Source organism: Bacillus sp. FJAT-29937, from assembly GCF_001509555.1.
Lineage (GTDB): Bacteria > Bacillota > Bacilli > Bacillales > Cytobacillaceae > Cytobacillus.
In genome coordinates, this window is the sequence record NZ_LMAS01000003.1 from 433,372 (window position 1) to 452,323 (window position 18,952).

Below are 18,952 nucleotides of genomic sequence, written 5' to 3' on the forward strand. Positions count from 1 at the left end.
TTTTTAGGGCAGTTTTTTTCGTTAAGTTGATGAAATCATGGAGGTTTAGTTATGTTTTTCTAGGGTAAAAAATATGCAAGTACAACAATTACAGGATCGAAATTTGTAAATGATCCATTCGTTTTGATAAAATGACAAAGCAATACCTCAGATTCGTCGAATCATTTTTAGAAAATTCAAATTTTTATATTACGTTTTTGCTACAATCAGTGATTTTGATTTCAATTTGAGGTAAAATATAAGAAGGTAACATCTTTCAAAACGAAAGGAAGACTTAGTAGTGCAAGTTGAACAATTAATTGAAGAAGCGAAAGTCGCAAGAGAAAGAGCATATGTCCCTTATTCAAAGTTTAAAGTTGGTGCAGCGCTCTTAACGTCAGATGGAACAGTATACCATGGATGCAATATTGAAAATGCAGCATATAGCATGTGTAATTGTGCGGAAAGAACGGCTATTTTTAAGGCGTACTCTGAAGGAGTCAGGAACTTCACAGCAATGGCTGTAATCGCTGACACAGACCGTCCTTGTTCTCCCTGCGGTGCCTGCAGGCAAGTTATTGCAGAACTATGCCCAAAGGATATGAAAGTGTATTTAACGAATCTTAAAGGAGACATTCTTGAGATAACAATAGAGCAACTGCTGCCAGGAGCTTTTTCACCGGAGGATTTGAATGAATAATACTGAACAAGGACATAAATCGGGATTTATTTCCATTATTGGAAGACCGAATGTCGGAAAATCTACTTTTTTAAATCGGGTTATCGGCCAAAAAATTGCCATCATGAGCGATAAACCACAAACAACAAGGAATAAGGTTCAGGGAGTATTAACAACGAATGATGCTCAATTTATCTTTATTGATACTCCAGGAATTCATAAGCCAAAGCATAAACTAGGCGATTTCATGATGAAGGTCGCACAAAACACATTAAAAGAAGTCGATGTTATCTTATTTATGGTTAATGCATCAGAGGGGTATGGCCGCGGCGAAGAATTTATTCTTGAGAAGTTTCAGTCCATTCGCACACCAATTTTCCTTGTCATTAACAAAATTGATCTCGTTCATCCGGATGAATTAATGCAGATGATTGATTCATACAAAGAAAAATATAACTTTAGCGAAATTATTCCCATTTCAGCACTTGAAGGAAATAATGTTGAAAATTTATTGGGGCAGATTAAAAAGTATATTCCTGAAGGACCACAATACTATCCTGCTGATCAAGTAACAGATCATCCTGAACGGTTTATCGTCTCTGAGCTCATTCGTGAGAAAGCTCTTCATTTAACAAGAGAAGAAATTCCGCACTCACTTGCTGTGTTGATTGATAAGATGGAGCGCCGCGATGAAAAGGACATTGTTCATGTAATGGCCACGATCATAGTCGAGAGAGATTCCCAAAAAGGGATTGTCATCGGGAAGCAAGGGAAAATGCTGAAGGAAATTGGTCAAAGAGCACGAGTTGATATTGAAAACCTTCTTGGATCTAAAGTGTTTTTAGAATTGTGGGTTAAGGTTCAGAAAGATTGGCGCAATAAAATGTCACAGCTGCGCGATTTTGGCTTCCGTGAGGATGAGTATTAGAAATGTTTTTTTTTAGGAGCTGTTAATTGTCCAGCCTTAACTAAGGTATTACGGCTTAACGCAAATTATGTATAGTTTTGATTTACAATATTTTTCTCTTATGAAATTCGAAAGACAGGCTATGATATATGGTAAGGATTTGGGATAAAAGAAAATTGCGTTGAATAACGGAAAGGTGGGGTTTTCGATGATGGATTTTACCTGGAAAGTCTTTTCACAGACAGGTAATATAGACACATATCTTCTCTTTAAAGAGCTAGAACAGGAAACTCAAGATATACCCGGAAATCAGGACGCAGAACTAACTGAAGTAGACTTTCCCATCTCATAGATTGTCTAAAACATAGGGATGGTGGATATGGTGCTTGAAAAATGTGAGGGCATCATTATTAGAACAACAAATTATGGTGAAACAAACAAGATTGTAACTTTATACACCCGGGAATGGGGAAAGATTGGTGTGATGGCACGTGGAGCAAAAAAGCCGAGCAGCCGGCTCGCTGCTGTCACCCAACCTTTTACATATGGATATTTTTTAGTTCAAAGAAGCAGCGGATTAGGAAGTCTGCAGCAGGGTGAAATGATTTCTTCCATGCGATCTATTCGCGAAGATATTTTTCTAACTGCTTACGCAAGCTATATTGTTGATCTAACAGATAAAGGTACAGATGATAGAAAGCCCAATCCTTATTTATTTGAATTAGTTTATCAATCATTAAACTTAGTCAATGAGGGGTTTGACGCAGAAATTATTGTGAATATCTTCGAAATGAAAATGTTAAACACGTTAGGGCTGTATCCAGTGTTAAACCAATGCGCTGTATGCAGCAGTACAGATGGCCATTTTTCTTTTTCAATTAGAGAAGGCGGACTTATTTGTCACCGCTGCCTGGAAAAGGATCCATATCATTATAAAATTTCTCCAGCTACAGTGAAGCTATTGCGGCTTTTTTATTTTTTTGATTTATCACGTCTTGGGAATATTTCTGTAAAGCCCGAAACAAAAGCGGAGCTTAAAAAAGTGATTAATGCGTATTATGAAGAATATTCCGGACTCAATTTAAAAACAAAAAAATTTTTAAACCAAATGGCGAAATTTGAAGATATTCTTTAATGATGTATGGTCTTGACATTCAATTTCGTATCGTTTATGATTCAAATTATTAAATTAATAGTTGCCGTGATAAAGAAGAGTACTTAATTGTTTAATAAAAGCGAACCTAGGATGGTGTGAGCTAGGGTATTGAAGATTAAGGAAGGCGCTTTTGAGCAACACCAGCTTTAAAGAGGCTGCCTATCATTGGCGGCAAATAGGGTGGAACCGCGGGTTAACTCTCGTCCCTATGCGTTAAGCATAGAGACGGGAGTTTTTTGTTTTTTTATAACTCATGAAGTGAGAGGTGCATTATGAACATTCAAAATATGATTTTAACTTTGCAAAAGCACTGGTCTGATTATGGGTGCATACTCATGCAGGCTTATGATGTTGAAAAAGGGGCAGGAACGATGAGTCCTTATACTTTCCTGCGTGCAATCGGTCCGGAACCATGGAATGTGGCCTATGTCGAGCCATCCCGCCGTCCTGCCGATGGACGATACGGGGAAAATCCAAATCGGTTATATCAGCATCATCAGTTCCAGGTCATTATGAAACCATCACCTGACAATATTCAAGAGATGTACCTAGACTCTTTACGTGCACTTGGCATTAATCCACTTGAGCATGATATTCGATTTGTAGAGGATAACTGGGAAAATCCTTCCCTGGGCTGCGCGGGCTTAGGCTGGGAAGTTTGGCTGGATGGCATGGAGATCACTCAATTTACGTATTTTCAGCAAGTTGGCGGAATTGAATGTAAACCAGTTTCTGTTGAGATCACATACGGAATCGAGCGGCTCGCTTCCTATATTCAAGAAAAGGAAAATGTTTTTGACCTTGAGTGGACAAACGGGTTTACAGTAAGAGATATCTTCATGCAGCCTGAATATGAGCATTCCAAATACACATTTGAAACTTCAGATGTGGATATGCTTTTTAATCTGTTTAATATTTATGAAAAAGAAGCGCATCGTCAAATGGAAGCGGGTCTCGTTCACCCGGCATATGATTATGTATTAAAATGCTCACATACATTTAATCTGTTAGATGCTAAAGGGGCGATATCAGTTACGGAAAGAACAGGCTATATCGGACGCTGCCGAAATCTTGCAAGAAAGATTGCAAGGACCTTCTATGATGAACGTGAAAAGCTTGGTTTCCCAATTTTGCAAGCAAAGGAGGAAGAGAATCGTGGCTAAACGAGATCTCCTTTTAGAAATAGGATTAGAAGAAATGCCAGCTAGATTTGTTACAAATTCAATGAACCAGCTTTCAGATAAAATCCAAGCATGGCTGATGGAAAAAAAGATAAACTTTGATCAGATTGATGCTTTTTCATCACCACGCCGGTTAGCGGTTCTCGTTTCAGGAGTGGACGAATCTCAAGAGGATGTTCACGAGGAAGCAAAGGGCCCGGCAAGAAAAATTGCGATTGGTGAAGATGGTGAATGGTCAAAGGCGGCAATTGGTTTTTGCCGTGGGCAAGGGGCAAGTGTCGACAATATTTTCTTTAAAGAAATTAATGGTGTTGAATATGTCCATGTGAAAAAATTTATACAAGGCCAAGAAACGATAACCTTGCTGCCGGAATTGGAGCAAATTATAACAGCTATGACATTCCCGAAAAACATGAAATGGGCGAATAATGATCTTCGGTATGTCCGTCCCATTAAATGGCTGCTTGCGTTATTCGGAAATGAAGTGATTCCATTTTCAATATTAGAAGTAGAAACATCCAATTGGACAATGGGTCATCGCTTCCTTGGAAACAAAATAGACATCCATGAGCCAAAGGATTATGAAAAGGCTATGCTTAGTCAATATGTGATTGTCGACCCTGTTGAAAGAAAAAGCGCAATCACTGCACAAATAGAAACAATCGCCGAGGAAAATAATTGGGTCATTCCAATCGATGAAAACCTGCTGGAAGAGGTTACGAATCTTGTTGAGTACCCTACAGCTCTTTTTGGACGCTTTGAAGAAGAATTTCTGGAAATTCCTGAAGAGGTTTTAATCACTTCTATGAAAGAGCACCAGCGTTACTTTCCAGTGAAATCAGAAGAAGGCAAGCTTCTTCCCTTCTTTGTTACTGTTCGAAATGGCGGGCATGAACATTTAGAAAAAGTAGCGAAGGGGAATGAAAAGGTACTTAGAGCAAGATTATCTGATGCAGCATTCTTCTATAAAGAAGACCAAAAAACTGAAATAGAAGAATCATTAAATAAGCTTAAATCTATCGTCTATCATGAAGAAATCGGTACACTTGCTGAAAAGGTAAATCGCGTTCGAAAACTAACAAATGAGATTGCTGATAAGCTAGATTTCAGCACAGAAGATAAGTCAGCTGCCGACAGAGCAAGTGAAATTTGCAAATTTGACCTTGTAACTAACATGGTTTACGAATTTCCGGAATTACAAGGTTTTATGGGTGAAAAGTATGCTTTGCAAAAGGGAGAAAAACCTGCAGTTGCTAAAGCTATAAATGAACATTATATGCCAAGGAATGCTGACGACAGCACCCCAGGAAGCCATGCAGGAGCTGCCCTTTCAATTGCGGAAAAAATGGATACGATAGCCGCCTGTTTTGCTATTGGCATTATCCCAAGCGGTTCTCAGGATCCATATGCACTTAGACGCCAAGCTACAGGCATTGTCCAGACTTTAATAAATAAAGAGTGGGATTTGCCATTAGAATGGCTGATTGATTCTGCGTTAGTTTTAGTAGAAGAGGATGGAATTGCTAAGAAGTCTAAATCAGAACTTGCCGGGGAATTAATCGCATTCTTTAAACTAAGAATTAAGCATATCCTTCAGGAAAAGCATGTTCGATATGATTTAATTGAAGCGGTTCTAGGCAATGAAATTGGTGCACTCCCATCTCTCGTAAGAAGAGCTGAAGTATTAGAAACTAGAAAAGAGGATAATGGCTTTAAGGAAAGCATGGAGGCTTTAAGCCGGGTTTTAAATATTTCATCGAAAGCTGAAAATCCTAGTGAAGTCAAACCTGATTTATTTGAAAATGAATTTGAAAAAAATCTGTACAATAAATTTATGCTAGTCAAAGAAAAGTTTACTGCTCACACTTCGGAAAGCGATAAATTTGGATTGCTCATCTCTATGAAGCCTGAAATCGATCAATATTTTGATCATACGATGGTCATGGCAGAACAAATGGAACTTCGGCAAAACAGACTAAATCAAATGGCAATACTAGCTGAATTGATTAAAAAGTTTGCAAATGTAAATGAAATTATTGTTAAATAACTTGGGTTTTCAAAGCTGGAGCCTGTTTCAAAAAGACAGGCTCCAAACAATAAACTCCTGCCTTAATACACATTTCTTTTCATTTATGCTAAATAGTATATAATAATTTAATAAAAGTATAACATTATATATTTGTCTAGCTTCAACGCCGGGCAAGGCGTTTACGCTTTTCTATTTAGGTGGTGAGGACAATCGAATTAAATAAGCGGCAAGAAAAGATATTAGAGATTGTGAAGGAAAATGGGCCAATCACTGGTGAAAATATTGCGGAAAAGTTAAATTTAACCCGAGCAACATTAAGACCAGATTTAGCGATTTTAACAATGGCTGGCTTTTTGGATGCGCGGCCGCGGGTCGGCTATTTCTATACAGGAAAATCAGGTACTCAGTTGCTAACGGATAATTTAAATAAGCTGTATGTGAAGGATTATCAATCGATACCTGTTGTTGTGAATGAAAACGTTTCGGTTTATGATGCCATTTGCACAATGTTCTTAGAAGATGTAGGAACATTATTTGTGGTTGATCAAGAGTCCATACTTGTTGGTGTTCTTTCTAGGAAAGACTTGCTGCGTGCAAGTATAGGGAAACAGGAATTAACGAATATCCCTGTAAACATTATCATGACAAGAATGCCTAATATTACAATGTGTGAGAAGGAAGACTTATTAATTGATATTGCAAAGAAATTAATTGAGAAACAAATAGACGCGCTGCCGATTGTTAAAGAAACGGAAAAAGGCTTTGAGGTAATAGGCAGAATTACAAAAACAAATTTAACAAAAGCATTTCTTGCTCTTGCAGAAGATAATTAAATCATGTACAGAGGAGCTGGTGTTAAGGGATGACAAAAAAGCCAATCATCTATGTTGTGTCTGACTCTGTTGGAGAGACTGCCGAATTAGTTACGAAAGCAGCCGTCAGCCAATTTAATGGCAGCGGAGTAACAATCAAGCGATTTCCATATGTGGAGGACAAGGTTCATATAGAAGAAGTCATTTCATTAGCAAAAATGGATAATGGAATGATCGTATATACACTTGTTAAGCCAGATATACGTCATTATATTAATGAACTGGCTGAGCGGGAAGGGATCTATGCTTGTGATATAATTGGCCCCTTAATGGATAAAATTCAACATTTATATGGAAAAACGCCTCTATTCGAACCAGGTCTAGTCAGAAAACTAGACGATGATTATTTTAAGAAAATAGAAGCGATCGAATTTGCTGTTAAATATGACGATGGCCGGGATCCGAGAGGGATTTTAAAGGCAGATATTATTCTTGTAGGAGTTTCCCGAACTTCTAAAACACCGCTGTCACAGTATTTAGCCCATAAGAGACTAAAGGTTGCAAACGTACCGCTTGTGCCAGAAGTGGACCCTCCTGAAGAATTGTATTCAGTTCAGCCTGAAAAGTGTTTTGGACTAAAAATAAGCCCGGAAAAGCTTAATCATATTCGCAGAGAACGGCTGATTTCTTTAGGGTTAAGCGATAATGCCAGTTATGCAAACATTGAGAGGATTAAAGACGAAATCAATTATTTTGAAAAAATCGTCAGCAAATTAAATTGTCCTGTCATTGACGTAACGAATAAAGCTGTAGAGGAAACAGCAAATTTAATATTAAATCAATACCACAGAAGCTTTCCAAAAAGCTAGCACATAATTCTGTATTATGTGCCTTTTTCTTTTAGGACAAAAAGGTAACAGAACCTTTAGAAAATTAAAAACCTTGATGCGGATGAAATAAAATATTAATAGAAATAAGATAAAATAATAGAAATTCAAGGTTTTTTATACTATAATAAAAAATTGTGATAAAAATGTTATAGTTTAGGTTTAGAGTTGAGTATGAACGAATAAACTATTTATTGTGAGAAGTCAAGTGACCGGAATAAAAACAATTCGACATGATCAATTGTAATGGAAATGCTGCAAGAAGTTTTTTGCATCAGGATACTAAAATCATTTAGACCATTATACCCGGCTTGACCCGAAAATCTACTCGTATTTTTAACAGCTGCATGAATTTAGAATGAATGCAGGTCTAGTTAAAAGTTGTTTTTTGAAAGAAGGATTATGTGGAGTGATGTAGAATAATTAGAACATTAGGCAATCCAATGATCTTGGTTGATGCCGGTTCTTGTCCTGTAAAGGAAGAAATTGTCGATTAACTAATAATCATTCTGTAGCCAGAGCGCGTAGAAGGGGGATACATGGGAAGGGGCCCAAGCCTTACAGTCGGGAAGATCGTATTAGGTTTGTGAAAGAATTGACAAAGATTTTGTCGAATTTTGAAGGAGTTCACTAATTTTTATAGAAATAATAATTAATGGATCAATTCTCTTTCTAAAATTGATGCCCAGAGTGTACTTCAAAAGACACTTGATTTTTATTAATTGGAGTTGTTCCCATGGTAGAGCGTATCGCCGAGGAAAAAGTGAATGAGATTCGGCAAGCTGTCGATATTGTTGATATTATAAGCGATTATGTTCAACTAAAAAAGCAAGGGCGAAATTACTTTGGTCTATGCCCATTTCATGGAGAGAACACCCCATCTTTTTCCGTTTCACCTGATAAGCAAATTTATCATTGCTTCGGGTGTGGAGCCGGCGGAAATGCCTTTTCATTCTTAATGGATCTTGAAGGGTATACCTTTCAAGAAGCAGCTGTCAAATTAGCCGAAAAAGGGAATATTAAGCTGGACATAATTGTTCAGTCCGAAGCCGCTCAAAATAATGTTCCTCCCGATATTCAACAAATGCTGGAGGCGCATGAGCTATTGCGTAAATTTTATCATCATCTGCTGTTGAACACAAAAGATGGCCAACATGCACTAGACTATTTGCTTGGCAGAGGATTTACGATTGAAGCCATTGAGAAATTTCAAATTGGCTATTCCCTTCCTTCTTGGGATTTTGTATATAAATTTCTCGGGAAGAGGAAGTTTCCAATAGAGGTAATGGAAAAAGCAGGACTTATTATTAAACGCGAAAAAGATGGCGGTTATTTTGATCGTTTTCGCAACCGGATTATGTTTCCGATTTTTGACCGAAGTGGAAAAACGATTGCCTTTTCAGGAAGATCTTTAGGGGACGATGAGCCCAAATATTTAAATAGTCCTGAAACGCCAATCTTTAATAAAAGTAAAATTTTATATAATTTTCATTTAGCAAGACCTCAAATCAAGAAACTCCAGCAGGCTGTTTTATTTGAAGGATTTGCGGATGTCATTTCTGCTGATCTTGCAGGAGTTGAAAACGGTATTGGCACAATGGGAACATCCTTAACGGAGGACCATGTTTCCTCTTTAAAGAGAAATGCTCAGTCAATCACTGTTTGCTATGATTCCGACAATGCTGGAATTGAAGCGGCTTTCAGAGCGGCTAATATGCTTTCTAATGCTGGATGTCAAGTAAGGGTTGCTTTAATGCCGGATGGACTTGACCCGGACGACTATGTTAAAAAATTTGGTCCGGAAAAGTTTCGTCAAGAGGTAATAGATGGCAGTCACACACTTATGGCATTCAAACTGCGTTACTACCGCAGAGGGAAAAAGCTGCAGGATGAAGGAGATCGCCTGCTTTATATCGAAGAAGTATTAACGGAAATAAGCAAATTAGATAATGCAGTAGAAAAGGATTATTATTTACGCCATTTAGCAAATGAATTTTCCCTTTCACTGGAAGCACTGAAAGAACAGGAAAAACAAATTAATTTTTCAGAAAGACGGAAGACTAAGGGACAGAGCAGCGAGACAGTCAAAAAACAGCTGATTCTTCAAAAGCAAGCGAAGCAGTTGAAGCCTGCATATTATACAGCTGAGAGAAAATTAATTGCTCATATGCTTGCCGATAGTGATCTTGCATTTAAGGTTCAGAATTTGCTTCTGGGAAATACGTTTAATGTAGATGAGCATCAAGCAATTATTACTTATTTATTAGGCTTTTATGAAGAAGGGCACCCATCAGATACAAGTGCATTCATCAACTTCATCGCTGATGAAAAGTTAAAAAGAATTGTTGCTGATATTCAAATGATGGAAATTAACGATGAATTAAGCGAACAAGAATTAACGGATTATATAAAACAGGTGTTTAATTATCAAAAAATGTTAAAGATAAAAGAAAAACTGCTTGAGCAAAAAGAAGCAGAGCGGAAAAGTGATTATGCAAAGGCAGCCTTGATCGCAATGGAAATTATTCAATTGCGCAAGTCTCTATAGATTAAGATATTTCTTAAGGATTGTCTGTGACTTTGGAAGGAGGGGGACATATGGCTGAAAAATCAGCTCGTTCAAAAGAAGTTGATTCAGAATTGACCCTAGATCAAGTGAAGGAACAATTAACTGAAGTTGGGAAAAAGACGGGCGTTCTTGCCTATGACGATATTGCAGAAAAAATGGCCCATTTTGAATTGGATTCACATCAAATGGATGAATTTTATGAGTTCCTTGGAGATCAAGGTGTTGAGCTAGTCGGTGACACTGACGATGATGCCGACCCTAATGCTAAGCAATTAGCAAAAGGTGAAGAAGAGTTTGACTTAAATGATTTAAGTGTTCCTCCAGGCGTGAAAATCAATGACCCTGTTAGAATGTACTTAAAAGAAATTGGCCGTGTTGACCTGCTTTCTGCTGAGGATGAAATATTACTTGCAGAACGGATTGAAGATGGTGATGAGGAAGCAAAAAGGCGACTTGCTGAAGCAAACCTCCGATTAGTTGTAAGTATTGCGAAGCGTTATGTTGGCCGTGGTATGCTTTTCCTTGATTTGATTCAAGAAGGAAATATGGGCTTAATAAAAGCCGTTGAAAAATTTGATTATCGAAAAGGCTTTAAATTTAGTACGTATGCAACTTGGTGGATTCGTCAAGCAATTACTAGAGCGATTGCCGATCAGGCAAGAACGATCCGAATTCCCGTTCATATGGTTGAAACAATTAACAAATTAATTCGTGTTCAGCGTCAATTACTTCAGGACCTTGGCCGTGAACCAACTCCAGAAGAAATTGCCGAGGATATGGATTTAACGCCAGATAAAGTTAGAGAAATTCTAAAAATTGCGCAAGAGCCTGTATCTTTAGAAACGCCAATTGGTGAAGAAGATGATTCCCACTTAGGCGACTTCATTGAAGATCAGGATGCCACTTCACCTTCTGAGCATGCTGCCTACGAGCTTCTTAAGGAGCAGCTAGAGGATGTTCTAGATACTTTAACCGATCGTGAGGAAAATGTCCTGCGTCTTCGCTTTGGGCTTGATGACGGGCGTACAAGGACGTTAGAGGAAGTCGGTAAAGTATTTGGTGTTACACGAGAACGTATTCGCCAAATTGAAGCGAAGGCTTTGCGTAAATTAAGACACCCGAGCAGAAGCAAGCGATTAAAAGACTTTTTAGAATAGAAAAAGATTGTCAGAAAATAGTTTACTTCTTACAATGGAAGTAAGCTATTTTTTTTTCGCTGGAATGGACGTGTACCCTTAATGAATGAAACAAGAAAAAAAATTATTGTTAACGAAATAATGAATTGGCGAAAAAATCGCATGCTTCCTGAACATTATTGTGATTTCCTCTTAGCGTTGTATACAGAAGGAAATGAACCGGAAAACATGAGAGAGCCAGCCGCTATTAAAAAAATACATTGGAAAAACCATTATTTATTTTTAATGCTAATTCCGTTAGCTCTATTTTTAATCCATTTTACTGAATTGTCTATTACTTTGCAAATGGCCTTTTCCATATTATTTGTTTTAACTGGAATTATTTTCACTTTTTACTTTTTTAGAAAAGGAATTTTGCTGCAAATTCCTTTAATTGCTTCAGCTTTAATTTTATTATTATCCACCGTTGAATTTATTTCAAGATTATTTCCAGAAAGACTAATAGTCCTTTACATAATAATATTTTTGAACTGTTTTTTATGGTTATTAACTGGCTGGAAACTGAAACTCCCATCCTTTATCATATCTGGAGTTTTGGGAATAATATTAATAGTGATTTCTATATTTGTATATTAAAAAGATTTTTAGAAGTTTTTAAATGTTGAGAAAACAATCATCTCTTTTTACTTAATGAAGTATGGGGAATTTCCTCTTAAATCACTGGATTTTTGTCTAATTTTTGAATTTGCTGTAACAAAGTTGGCCTAAGGGCTTTTCCTTCTACACATTTTGAAGTAGAATAGAGATTGTTTGTATAATCATTTACTTAATATGAGATGTTCTTACATAAGGGAGGTATAAACATGAAAAATCCAGTAATGCCGTACATCTTAATTTTTGCTTTTGGTATCGTTGCAATGTTCCTAATTTCCTTTAAAGGACTTGGTGATGCTGAGCAGCTTGCTATTGAAAGAGAAGGCGGCGGTGAAAAGACGGAAGAAACGGCTGCAGCAAGCCCTGAGGAGATCTATCAAAAGAGCTGTATTGGGTGCCACGGTGATCAATACCAAGGTGCAGTTGGACCAGCTTTAACAGGTGTAGGTGACCATCTATCACAGGATGAGATAGCTGATATTCTTGTTAATGGTAAAGGGGCAATGCCTCCTGGCTTAGTTCCAGCAGATAAAGCAGGCGAAATGGCTGCTTGGCTAGCAGAATTAAAATAAAATAATTTGTTAAACACAAGCTTAAGGGCCTATACATTGGCCTCATTTGAGCGAAATATAAAAAGAGCCCTTTGCATTTGTAAAGGGCTTTTTTTAAGCTGATCTTTTGCCTGTGCATGTTAAGACTTTGCAAAACCTTACTATTTTTAATACTATTATAAAGACAAATTAACTGTGCAAGGAATAGTGGACACATATTTTTTTCTTGAAAAGTGGTGATTAATTGAATACTGAGAAATTATCACAGCGTTTAGAGGCTGTTGCAAATTATATTCCAAATGGGTACAGACTTGCTGATATAGGCTCGGATCACGCATATTTGCCATGCTATGCAGTGAAACGAGGCATGATCCCATTTGCGGTTGCTGGAGAAGTGGCAGAGGGACCGTATCAGTCTGCAAAAGGCCAAGTTGAAGCGGAAGGGTTGAATGACAAAATAAACGTCCGCAAAGGAAATGGGTTACAGGTAATCTCAGAGAGTGAAGTAGATTGTATTACAATTGCTGGGATGGGCGGAGCTTTAATCACGAATATTTTGGAAGAGGGCAAGGAAAAGCTAGGACAGGTAAAAAGATTGATATTACAGCCAAATGTAAGTGCTATTACAATAAGAAGCTGGCTTAATGACAATGGCTGGGTTTTAATTGCTGAAGAAATTCTTGAAGAAGATGAAAAAATTTATGAGATTTTAGTAGCTGAAAAAGGAGATGCAAAGGAAAAAGGTGAGTTTGACCTGCAAACGGAATTATTATTTGGCCCTTTTCTGCTAAAGCAAAAATCTGCAGTTTTTAAAAAGAAATGGCTCGGAGAATTAAAGAATTGGCAAAGAATTTTAGCTCAGCTAGAAAATGCAGCTGCTACAAAGGAAACGATAGAGAAAAAAAATGAACTATTAGAGAAGATAAAGATGGTTGAGGGGGTATTAGGTCATTGAAAAATGTAAATGGACATGAAATCATTCAGCTATTTGAACAGTTTTCTCCAAAGGGCTATTGCCTGGAGGGTGATAAAATTGGTCTGCAAATTGGAAGATTAAATAAGCCAGTTGAAAACGTTATGATTGCACTGGACGTGCTGGAAGAAGTAGTTGATGAAGCAATCGCTAAGAATGTTCAACTCATAATTGCTCACCACCCGCCTATTTTTCGCCCGCTTCAATCAATTGCCACTGATACACCTGCAGGGAAACTGATTGAGAAATTAATTAAGCATGATATCGCTGTCTATGCGGCCCACACAAATTTGGACGTTGCTGCTGGCGGTGTTAACGATATGCTTGCTGAAGCATTGCAGCTAGTTAATACGGAGGTCTTATTTCCTACCTATGAGACCGAATTGAAAAAACTAGTTGTCTTTGTTCCAGAGGATAGTGCTGACGATCTTAAAAAGGCATTAGGAGATGCTGGCGCCGGAGCGATTGGCCATTACAGTCATTGCAGTTTCGAATCATCCGGAATTGGGCAGTTCTTACCAGGTGAAGGAACAAATCCGTTTATTGGCGAGCATGGAAAGCTAGAGTCAGTGAAAGAGCTGAGAATTGAAACGATTTTTCCGGCTCACTTAGAGAAAAGAATCTTAAAAGCCATGTTTCTAGCTCATCCTTACGAAGAAGTAGCCTATGATATTTATAAGCTGGACAATAAGGGTGAAGTATTAGGTCTAGGCAGAATTGGCGAAGTTCAGGAAATGACATTAGGGGAATTCGCAAATCACGTTAAACAAACATTAGATGTGAATGGTGTACGCGTCGTAGGAGATCTTGATTCAAAGGTTAAAAAAGTAGCTGTCCTCGGCGGGGATGGGAATAAATACTTTGCCTCTGCCAAATTTAAAGGAGCCGATGTCTACGTAACGGGTGATATGTATTATCATGTGGCACATGACGCCATGATGATGGGATTAAATATTGTTGACCCAGGACACAATGTCGAAAAGGTGATGAAACAAGGAGTAGCCTTGCAATTGACAAAAATGTGCCAAGAAAAGGGCTATGCCGTTTCAATCTTTGCTTCTGAAATACATACAGATCCTTTTCAATTTGTTTAAGTAAAGTTTTAAAAGAAAGGAGGGCTGCCATTTTAGGCAGCCCTCTTTATTATTTATTTTTAACCTTTGGTAAAATTTTATTTAATGGCACTTTTTTCTCTTTTACCCATGTACTTTCATCATTCGGATTAAATTGTTCAATAAATGAAATGACTTCTTTCGTGATTGGCGTTGGTGTAGATGCTCCTGATGTCACGGCAACGGTTGACGCATTTTTAATCCAGTCGATATTTAACTCAGTTACGTCAGCAATACGATAGGCCTCAGTACCGGCAATTTCTTCTGAAACCTGTGCCAGCCTGTTTGAGTTATTGCTTTTTGGATCGCCGACTACTATAAGTACGTCAGCTTCACCAGCTTGTTCTGCCACAGCCTCTTGACGAACTTGGGTTGCAAGGCATATTTCTTTATGGAATTCAGCATGAGGATATTTTTCTTCAATTTGTTCCATCACATGCTTAACGTCCCATTGGCTCATCGTTGTTTGATTCGTGACAACGATTTTTTCGCTTTGAATATTTAATGCGTTGACATCATCTATCGTTTCTACAAGGTATACATCATGAGGGGCAACTCCTACAGCTCCCTCAGGTTCCGGATGTCCTTTTTTGCCAATGTAGATAATCTTAAAGCCTTCTTTTGTCTTATCCTTAATTAAATCATGGGTTCTCGTAACGTCAGGGCATGTTGCATCAATGGTAATGAGTCCTTTTTGCTTCGCCAATTCCCTCACTTGTGGAGAAATTCCATGTGCTGTGAAAATAACGGTACCTTTATCGACCTTTTCAAGAATTTCTAATCGATTGTTCCCATCCAATGTAATGATTCCCTCTTCTTCAAAGGCATCAGTTACATGTTTGTTATGAACAATCATTCCAAGTATATAAATGGGTCTAGGCAAATTTTTATCGAGTGCAGCATTTCTCGCAATTACCATGGCATCAACAACCCCGTAGCAGTAGCCGCGCGGTGATATTTTAATAATCTCCATGATCAAAGAAACCCCCTTAAGTTTGAATCTATATATGGTGATTAATTATTGTTATTTTAGTTCAAATAGATATATGAACAAATCACGTATACTATTATATCGGACATTTGATAATAATCATACTAAAAGAGAATTCCAAAGGGAGTGTTTCTCATCATGGACATAAAAAAATATTCCGTAAAGCAGCTTGTTTAAACGTAAAGCCTCGGTCTAGAAGTTCCTATATCTCTCTTTTTTTCGCTTTGAATAGGAATTTGTTCAGTTGGTTGAGATGTTCCTTCTTTTTTCTTTGTTTGTTTAGCAGTTTTTTTTGTTTTGGCGGGCTCTTTATTGTCCTTCACTTTCTCTTCCGTGTCATCAGATGAGTTTTTTAATCCTCGATAAAGCTTCCATATCGCTGGAATGTTTTTTACCATTGGCCCATATTGCTGTACCATTGGTCCGAATTGCTGAGCTGTGTTTAATACCTTCTGCGTATTTTCTAAAAAGCCAGTAATAGCTCCCGGATTACTGAGAGTTTTTAGGATTCCCCCTGCACCTGCACCATTACCTCCAGCTGCTCCGGCAGCCCTGCTCGCTGATTGCATCGCTCCTGCCCCGATGCCGCGAGCCTGTTGGTTCCCGCGGCCCAGCAGCTTGGATAGCAAGCCCCCGCCGCCTTGTCTCCCTTGCGGCGGCCCGCCTGGTCCCCTAAATCCTCCGCCTCCACGTCCCATTTGCGGCGGTCCGCCTGGTCCTCTAAATCCTCCGCCTCCACGCCCCATTTGCGGTGGTCCGCCTGGTCCTCTAAATCCTCCTCCAGCCATAGGGGGGAAGGGAGAGGAAGGGGGCCCCATTGGCGGGCGGGAAGGCATTTGATTTTGATAAGGCTGCGGAGGAAATCCTCCTCGATAAGGCGCACTTGGTCCATGAAACATAACATGACCTCCATTCTAATCTCTATTAGTAATAAACTATGCGGAATTAATAAAATGGTTTTAGGACTTTTTTTGATAAATAGGTAAAAATAAAGTTAAAATGATGTTTGAAGCAGGTATAAGTGGTTATTTCATGCAAACTTTATTATAATAACAGGATGATTACATGAATCGACAAATGAGGAGCTATATAAATGAAGGATAATAAGTTTGAACGATATGATTTTAAGACATTTATTTTGGAAGCAGTGAAGGATTTAGGATTTTATGAGCCAACTGAAATCCAAGAAAGATTATTTCCAACTGTATTAAAAGGTGAAAGTGCCATTGGCCAATCACAAACGGGAACAGGAAAAACGCATGCTTATATTTTACCAATATTGCAAAAGGTTGATTTTGAAAAACAGGAAGTACAAGCAGTAATTACGGCACCAACAAGAGAGCTTGCGACCCAAATTTATCATGAAATACTAAAGGTAACAAAGCACTGTCAAGAGGGACAAGAAATTTCGGCACGCTGTTATGTTGGGGGAACAGACAAGCAGAGATCTATTGAAAAGTTAAAAACTCAGCCCCAAGTTGTTGTCGGGACTCCTGGAAGAATTAACGATTTGATTAAGGAACAAGCCTTGTTTGTGCATACAGCCAATATGCTTGTAGTAGACGAAGCAGATCTTATGCTTGATATGGGCTTTATCGAGGATGTGGATCAAATTGCAGCAAGAATGCCTGAAAAGCTGCAGATGCTGATTTTTTCCGCAACCATTCCAGAAAAATTAAAGCCGTTTCTTAAAAAGTATATGGAAAATCCAAAATACATTCAAATCGAGCCTGAACAAGTAACAGCAGCGAAAATAGAGCATTGGATTATGCCATCCCGCCATCGCAATAAAGTGAACCTTGTACATGATGCATTAACTTTATTTAATCCCTATTTAGCCATCGTTTTTGCAAATACGAAGAAAATGGCAGATGAAGTAGCTGATTCCTTAATTAAAAAAGGATTGAAAGTGGGCCGTATTCACGGGGATCTGAATCCTCGCGAGCGCAAAAAAATGATGAAGCAAATAAAAGATCTGGAATTCCAATATATTGTTGCCACTGATTTAGCTGCTAGAGGGATTGATATTCAAGGAATCAGTCACGTTATTAACTATGAATTGCCTTCTGATTTAGATTTTTATATTCACCGTGTTGGGAGAACAGCCCGTGCAGGCAATTCTGGTATTGCACTTACAATTTATGATACACCCGATGAGGATGCACTAAATCGTCTTGATAAAATGGGGATCGAATTCCGCCATGTTGATCTGCAAAAAGGGGAATGGGCAGATTTAGGCAAGAGAAATAAACGCAAAAGCCGTCAGAAGCAAACGGACGAAATTGATAAACAGGCACAGTCGATGATTCAAAAGCCTAAAAAGGTAAAGCCTGGATATAAAAAGAAAATGCAAACTGAAATAGAAAGCTTCAAAAAACGCCAAAAGAGATTACAGCGTAAAAAATAGATTACAAAGGGAGAGAGGAAATCATTATGTTGAAAATTGGTTCACACGTATCAATGAGTGGAAAGGACATGCTCTTAGCTGCCAGCAAGGAAGCGATATCCTATGGGTCAAATACGTTTATGATATATACGGGCGCCCCTCAAAATACGAGAAGAAAAAAAATCGAGGATTTGAATATTGAAGCCGGTATTGCGCATATGGAGGCAAACGGAATATCCGATATTGTTGTCCATGCACCTTATATTATTAATATTGGAAATACCGAAAATCCGAATACTTTTGAGCTAGGGGTTAATTTCTTAAGGACAGAAATTGATCGTACAGAGGCAATCGGGGCAAAACAAATCGTTTTACATCCAGGTGCTCATGTTGGAGCAGGGACAGAGGCCGGAATTAAGAAAATTGTGGAAGGGCTTAATGAAGTTTTAAAAGGAGACGAAAAGGTCCAAATCGCTCTTGAAACGATGGCTGGAAAAGGCTCCGAATGTGGAAAATCTTTTGAGGAGCTAGCAATGATCATAGACGGGGTTAATTATAATGACCATCTTTCCGTCTGTTTCGATACTTGTCATACACATGATGCCGGCTATAACATTGTTGAAGACTTCGATGGGGTATTAGAACAATTTGATCGGATCATTGGGCTTGACCGTTTGAAGGTATTGCATATTAACGATAGTAAAAATGAGCGCGGGATGCGTAAGGATCGCCATGAGAATATTGGCTTTGGCCATATCGGCTTCAAAGCATTAAATTATATCGTCCATCATCCACAGTTGAAAGACATTCCAAAAATTCTTGAGACGCCTTTCGTGGGAGAGGATAAAAATAATAAAAAAGCTCCATATAAGCATGAAATTGAAATGCTGAAAGCTAAAGAATTTAACGATAATCTTCAAGACCTCATTATGCAGGGATAAATTAATTTA

General features: G+C 38.2%; 19 protein-coding genes and 1 other annotated feature. Of the genes, 17 read left to right on the forward strand and 2 right to left on the reverse strand.

What is annotated here, in order from left to right:
• Window positions 1–280 precede the first annotated feature (280 nt).
• The 15 genes from AR328_RS08390 (at window position 281) to AR328_RS08450 (ending at window position 14,607) form a co-directional block, all read left to right on the forward strand.
• Window positions 281–679 carry a cytidine deaminase gene (locus AR328_RS08390; RefSeq protein WP_066293344.1) on the forward strand — a complete coding sequence of 133 codons (399 nt, stop codon included), beginning with the start codon at window positions 281–283 and terminating at the stop codon, window positions 677–679.
• Window positions 672–1,586 carry a GTPase Era gene (gene era, locus AR328_RS08395; RefSeq protein WP_066293347.1) on the forward strand — a complete coding sequence of 305 codons (915 nt, stop codon included), beginning with the start codon at window positions 672–674 and terminating at the stop codon, window positions 1,584–1,586. The genes AR328_RS08390 and era overlap by 8 nt, the downstream gene beginning before the upstream one ends.
• Window positions 1,587–1,773: 187 nt before the next feature.
• Entirely contained in the window at window positions 1,774–1,917 is a 144-nt protein-coding gene (locus AR328_RS22175; RefSeq protein WP_082677167.1) for a YqzL family protein, read from the forward strand.
• Between the two features lie 30 nt (window positions 1,918–1,947).
• Window positions 1,948–2,700 carry a DNA repair protein RecO gene (gene recO / locus AR328_RS08400; protein ID WP_066294644.1) on the forward strand — a complete coding sequence of 251 codons (753 nt, stop codon included), beginning with the start codon at window positions 1,948–1,950 and terminating at the stop codon, window positions 2,698–2,700.
• Between the two features lie 57 nt (window positions 2,701–2,757).
• Window positions 2,758–2,932, forward strand: a binding site (T-box leader).
• Between the two features lie 61 nt (window positions 2,933–2,993).
• The gene (glyQ, locus tag AR328_RS08405; protein ID WP_066293349.1) at window positions 2,994–3,884 is read left to right on the forward strand and encodes a glycine--tRNA ligase subunit alpha; all 891 of its coding nucleotides are present in this window, start codon (window positions 2,994–2,996) and stop codon (window positions 3,882–3,884) included.
• Window positions 3,877–5,949 carry a glycine--tRNA ligase subunit beta gene (gene glyS, locus AR328_RS08410; protein ID WP_066293351.1) on the forward strand — a complete coding sequence of 691 codons (2,073 nt, stop codon included), beginning with the start codon at window positions 3,877–3,879 and terminating at the stop codon, window positions 5,947–5,949. The genes glyQ and glyS overlap by 8 nt, the downstream gene beginning before the upstream one ends.
• Window positions 5,950–6,131: 182 nt before the next feature.
• On the forward strand, window positions 6,132–6,764 hold the full coding sequence (locus AR328_RS08415) for a helix-turn-helix transcriptional regulator (RefSeq protein ID WP_197414433.1): 633 nt from the start codon (window positions 6,132–6,134) through the stop codon (window positions 6,762–6,764).
• Between the two features lie 29 nt (window positions 6,765–6,793).
• Window positions 6,794–7,612 (forward strand): pyruvate, water dikinase regulatory protein, encoded by an 819-nt coding sequence (locus AR328_RS08420; RefSeq protein WP_066293356.1) that lies wholly within the window; start codon window positions 6,794–6,796, stop codon window positions 7,610–7,612.
• A gap of 484 nt (window positions 7,613–8,096) precedes the next feature.
• Complete coding sequence (locus AR328_RS22180) at window positions 8,097–8,264, forward strand: DUF188 domain-containing protein (protein WP_156422665.1); 168 nt, start codon at window positions 8,097–8,099, stop codon at window positions 8,262–8,264.
• A gap of 102 nt (window positions 8,265–8,366) precedes the next feature.
• Window positions 8,367–10,178: a DNA primase gene (gene dnaG, locus AR328_RS08425; protein ID WP_066293359.1), complete on the forward strand. Its 1,812-nt coding sequence runs from the start codon at window positions 8,367–8,369 to the stop codon at window positions 10,176–10,178.
• Between the two features lie 50 nt (window positions 10,179–10,228).
• Window positions 10,229–11,356: an RNA polymerase sigma factor RpoD gene (rpoD, locus tag AR328_RS08430; RefSeq protein ID WP_066293361.1), complete on the forward strand. Its 1,128-nt coding sequence runs from the start codon at window positions 10,229–10,231 to the stop codon at window positions 11,354–11,356.
• 81 nt (window positions 11,357–11,437) lie between these two features.
• Window positions 11,438–11,971: a hypothetical protein gene (locus tag AR328_RS08435; RefSeq protein WP_066293363.1), complete on the forward strand. Its 534-nt coding sequence runs from the start codon at window positions 11,438–11,440 to the stop codon at window positions 11,969–11,971.
• Between the two features lie 227 nt (window positions 11,972–12,198).
• Window positions 12,199–12,561, forward strand: a complete 363-nt coding sequence (gene cccA, locus AR328_RS08440) for a cytochrome c550 (RefSeq protein WP_066293373.1) — start codon at window positions 12,199–12,201, stop codon at window positions 12,559–12,561.
• A gap of 223 nt (window positions 12,562–12,784) precedes the next feature.
• The gene (locus AR328_RS08445; protein ID WP_066293376.1) at window positions 12,785–13,495 is read left to right on the forward strand and encodes a tRNA (adenine(22)-N(1))-methyltransferase; all 711 of its coding nucleotides are present in this window, start codon (window positions 12,785–12,787) and stop codon (window positions 13,493–13,495) included.
• Entirely contained in the window at window positions 13,492–14,607 is a 1,116-nt protein-coding gene (locus AR328_RS08450; RefSeq protein WP_066293378.1) for a Nif3-like dinuclear metal center hexameric protein, read from the forward strand. The genes AR328_RS08445 and AR328_RS08450 overlap by 4 nt, the downstream gene beginning before the upstream one ends.
• A 49-nt stretch (window positions 14,608–14,656) precedes the next feature.
• Here AR328_RS08450 and AR328_RS08455 read toward each other — a convergent pair whose 3' ends face one another.
• Window positions 14,657–15,598 (reverse strand): 4-hydroxy-3-methylbut-2-enyl diphosphate reductase, encoded by a 942-nt coding sequence (locus AR328_RS08455; protein WP_066293380.1) that lies wholly within the window; start codon window positions 15,596–15,598, stop codon window positions 14,657–14,659.
• A 191-nt stretch (window positions 15,599–15,789) separates the two neighbouring features.
• Window positions 15,790–16,515 carry a VrrA/YqfQ family protein gene (vrrA, locus tag AR328_RS08460; protein ID WP_066293383.1) on the reverse strand — a complete coding sequence of 242 codons (726 nt, stop codon included), beginning with the start codon at window positions 16,513–16,515 and terminating at the stop codon, window positions 15,790–15,792.
• 194 nt (window positions 16,516–16,709) lie between these two features.
• Here vrrA and AR328_RS08465 point away from each other — a divergent pair, with 194 nt between their 5' ends.
• Window positions 16,710–18,023, forward strand: coding sequence for a DEAD/DEAH box helicase (locus tag AR328_RS08465; protein ID WP_066293386.1), 1,314 nt, complete (start codon window positions 16,710–16,712; stop codon window positions 18,021–18,023).
• A gap of 26 nt (window positions 18,024–18,049) precedes the next feature.
• A complete protein-coding gene (locus tag AR328_RS08470; protein WP_066293389.1) occupies window positions 18,050–18,943 on the forward strand; it encodes a deoxyribonuclease IV in 894 nt (297 codons plus the stop codon).
• The last annotated feature ends 9 nt before the right edge of the window (window positions 18,944–18,952 follow it).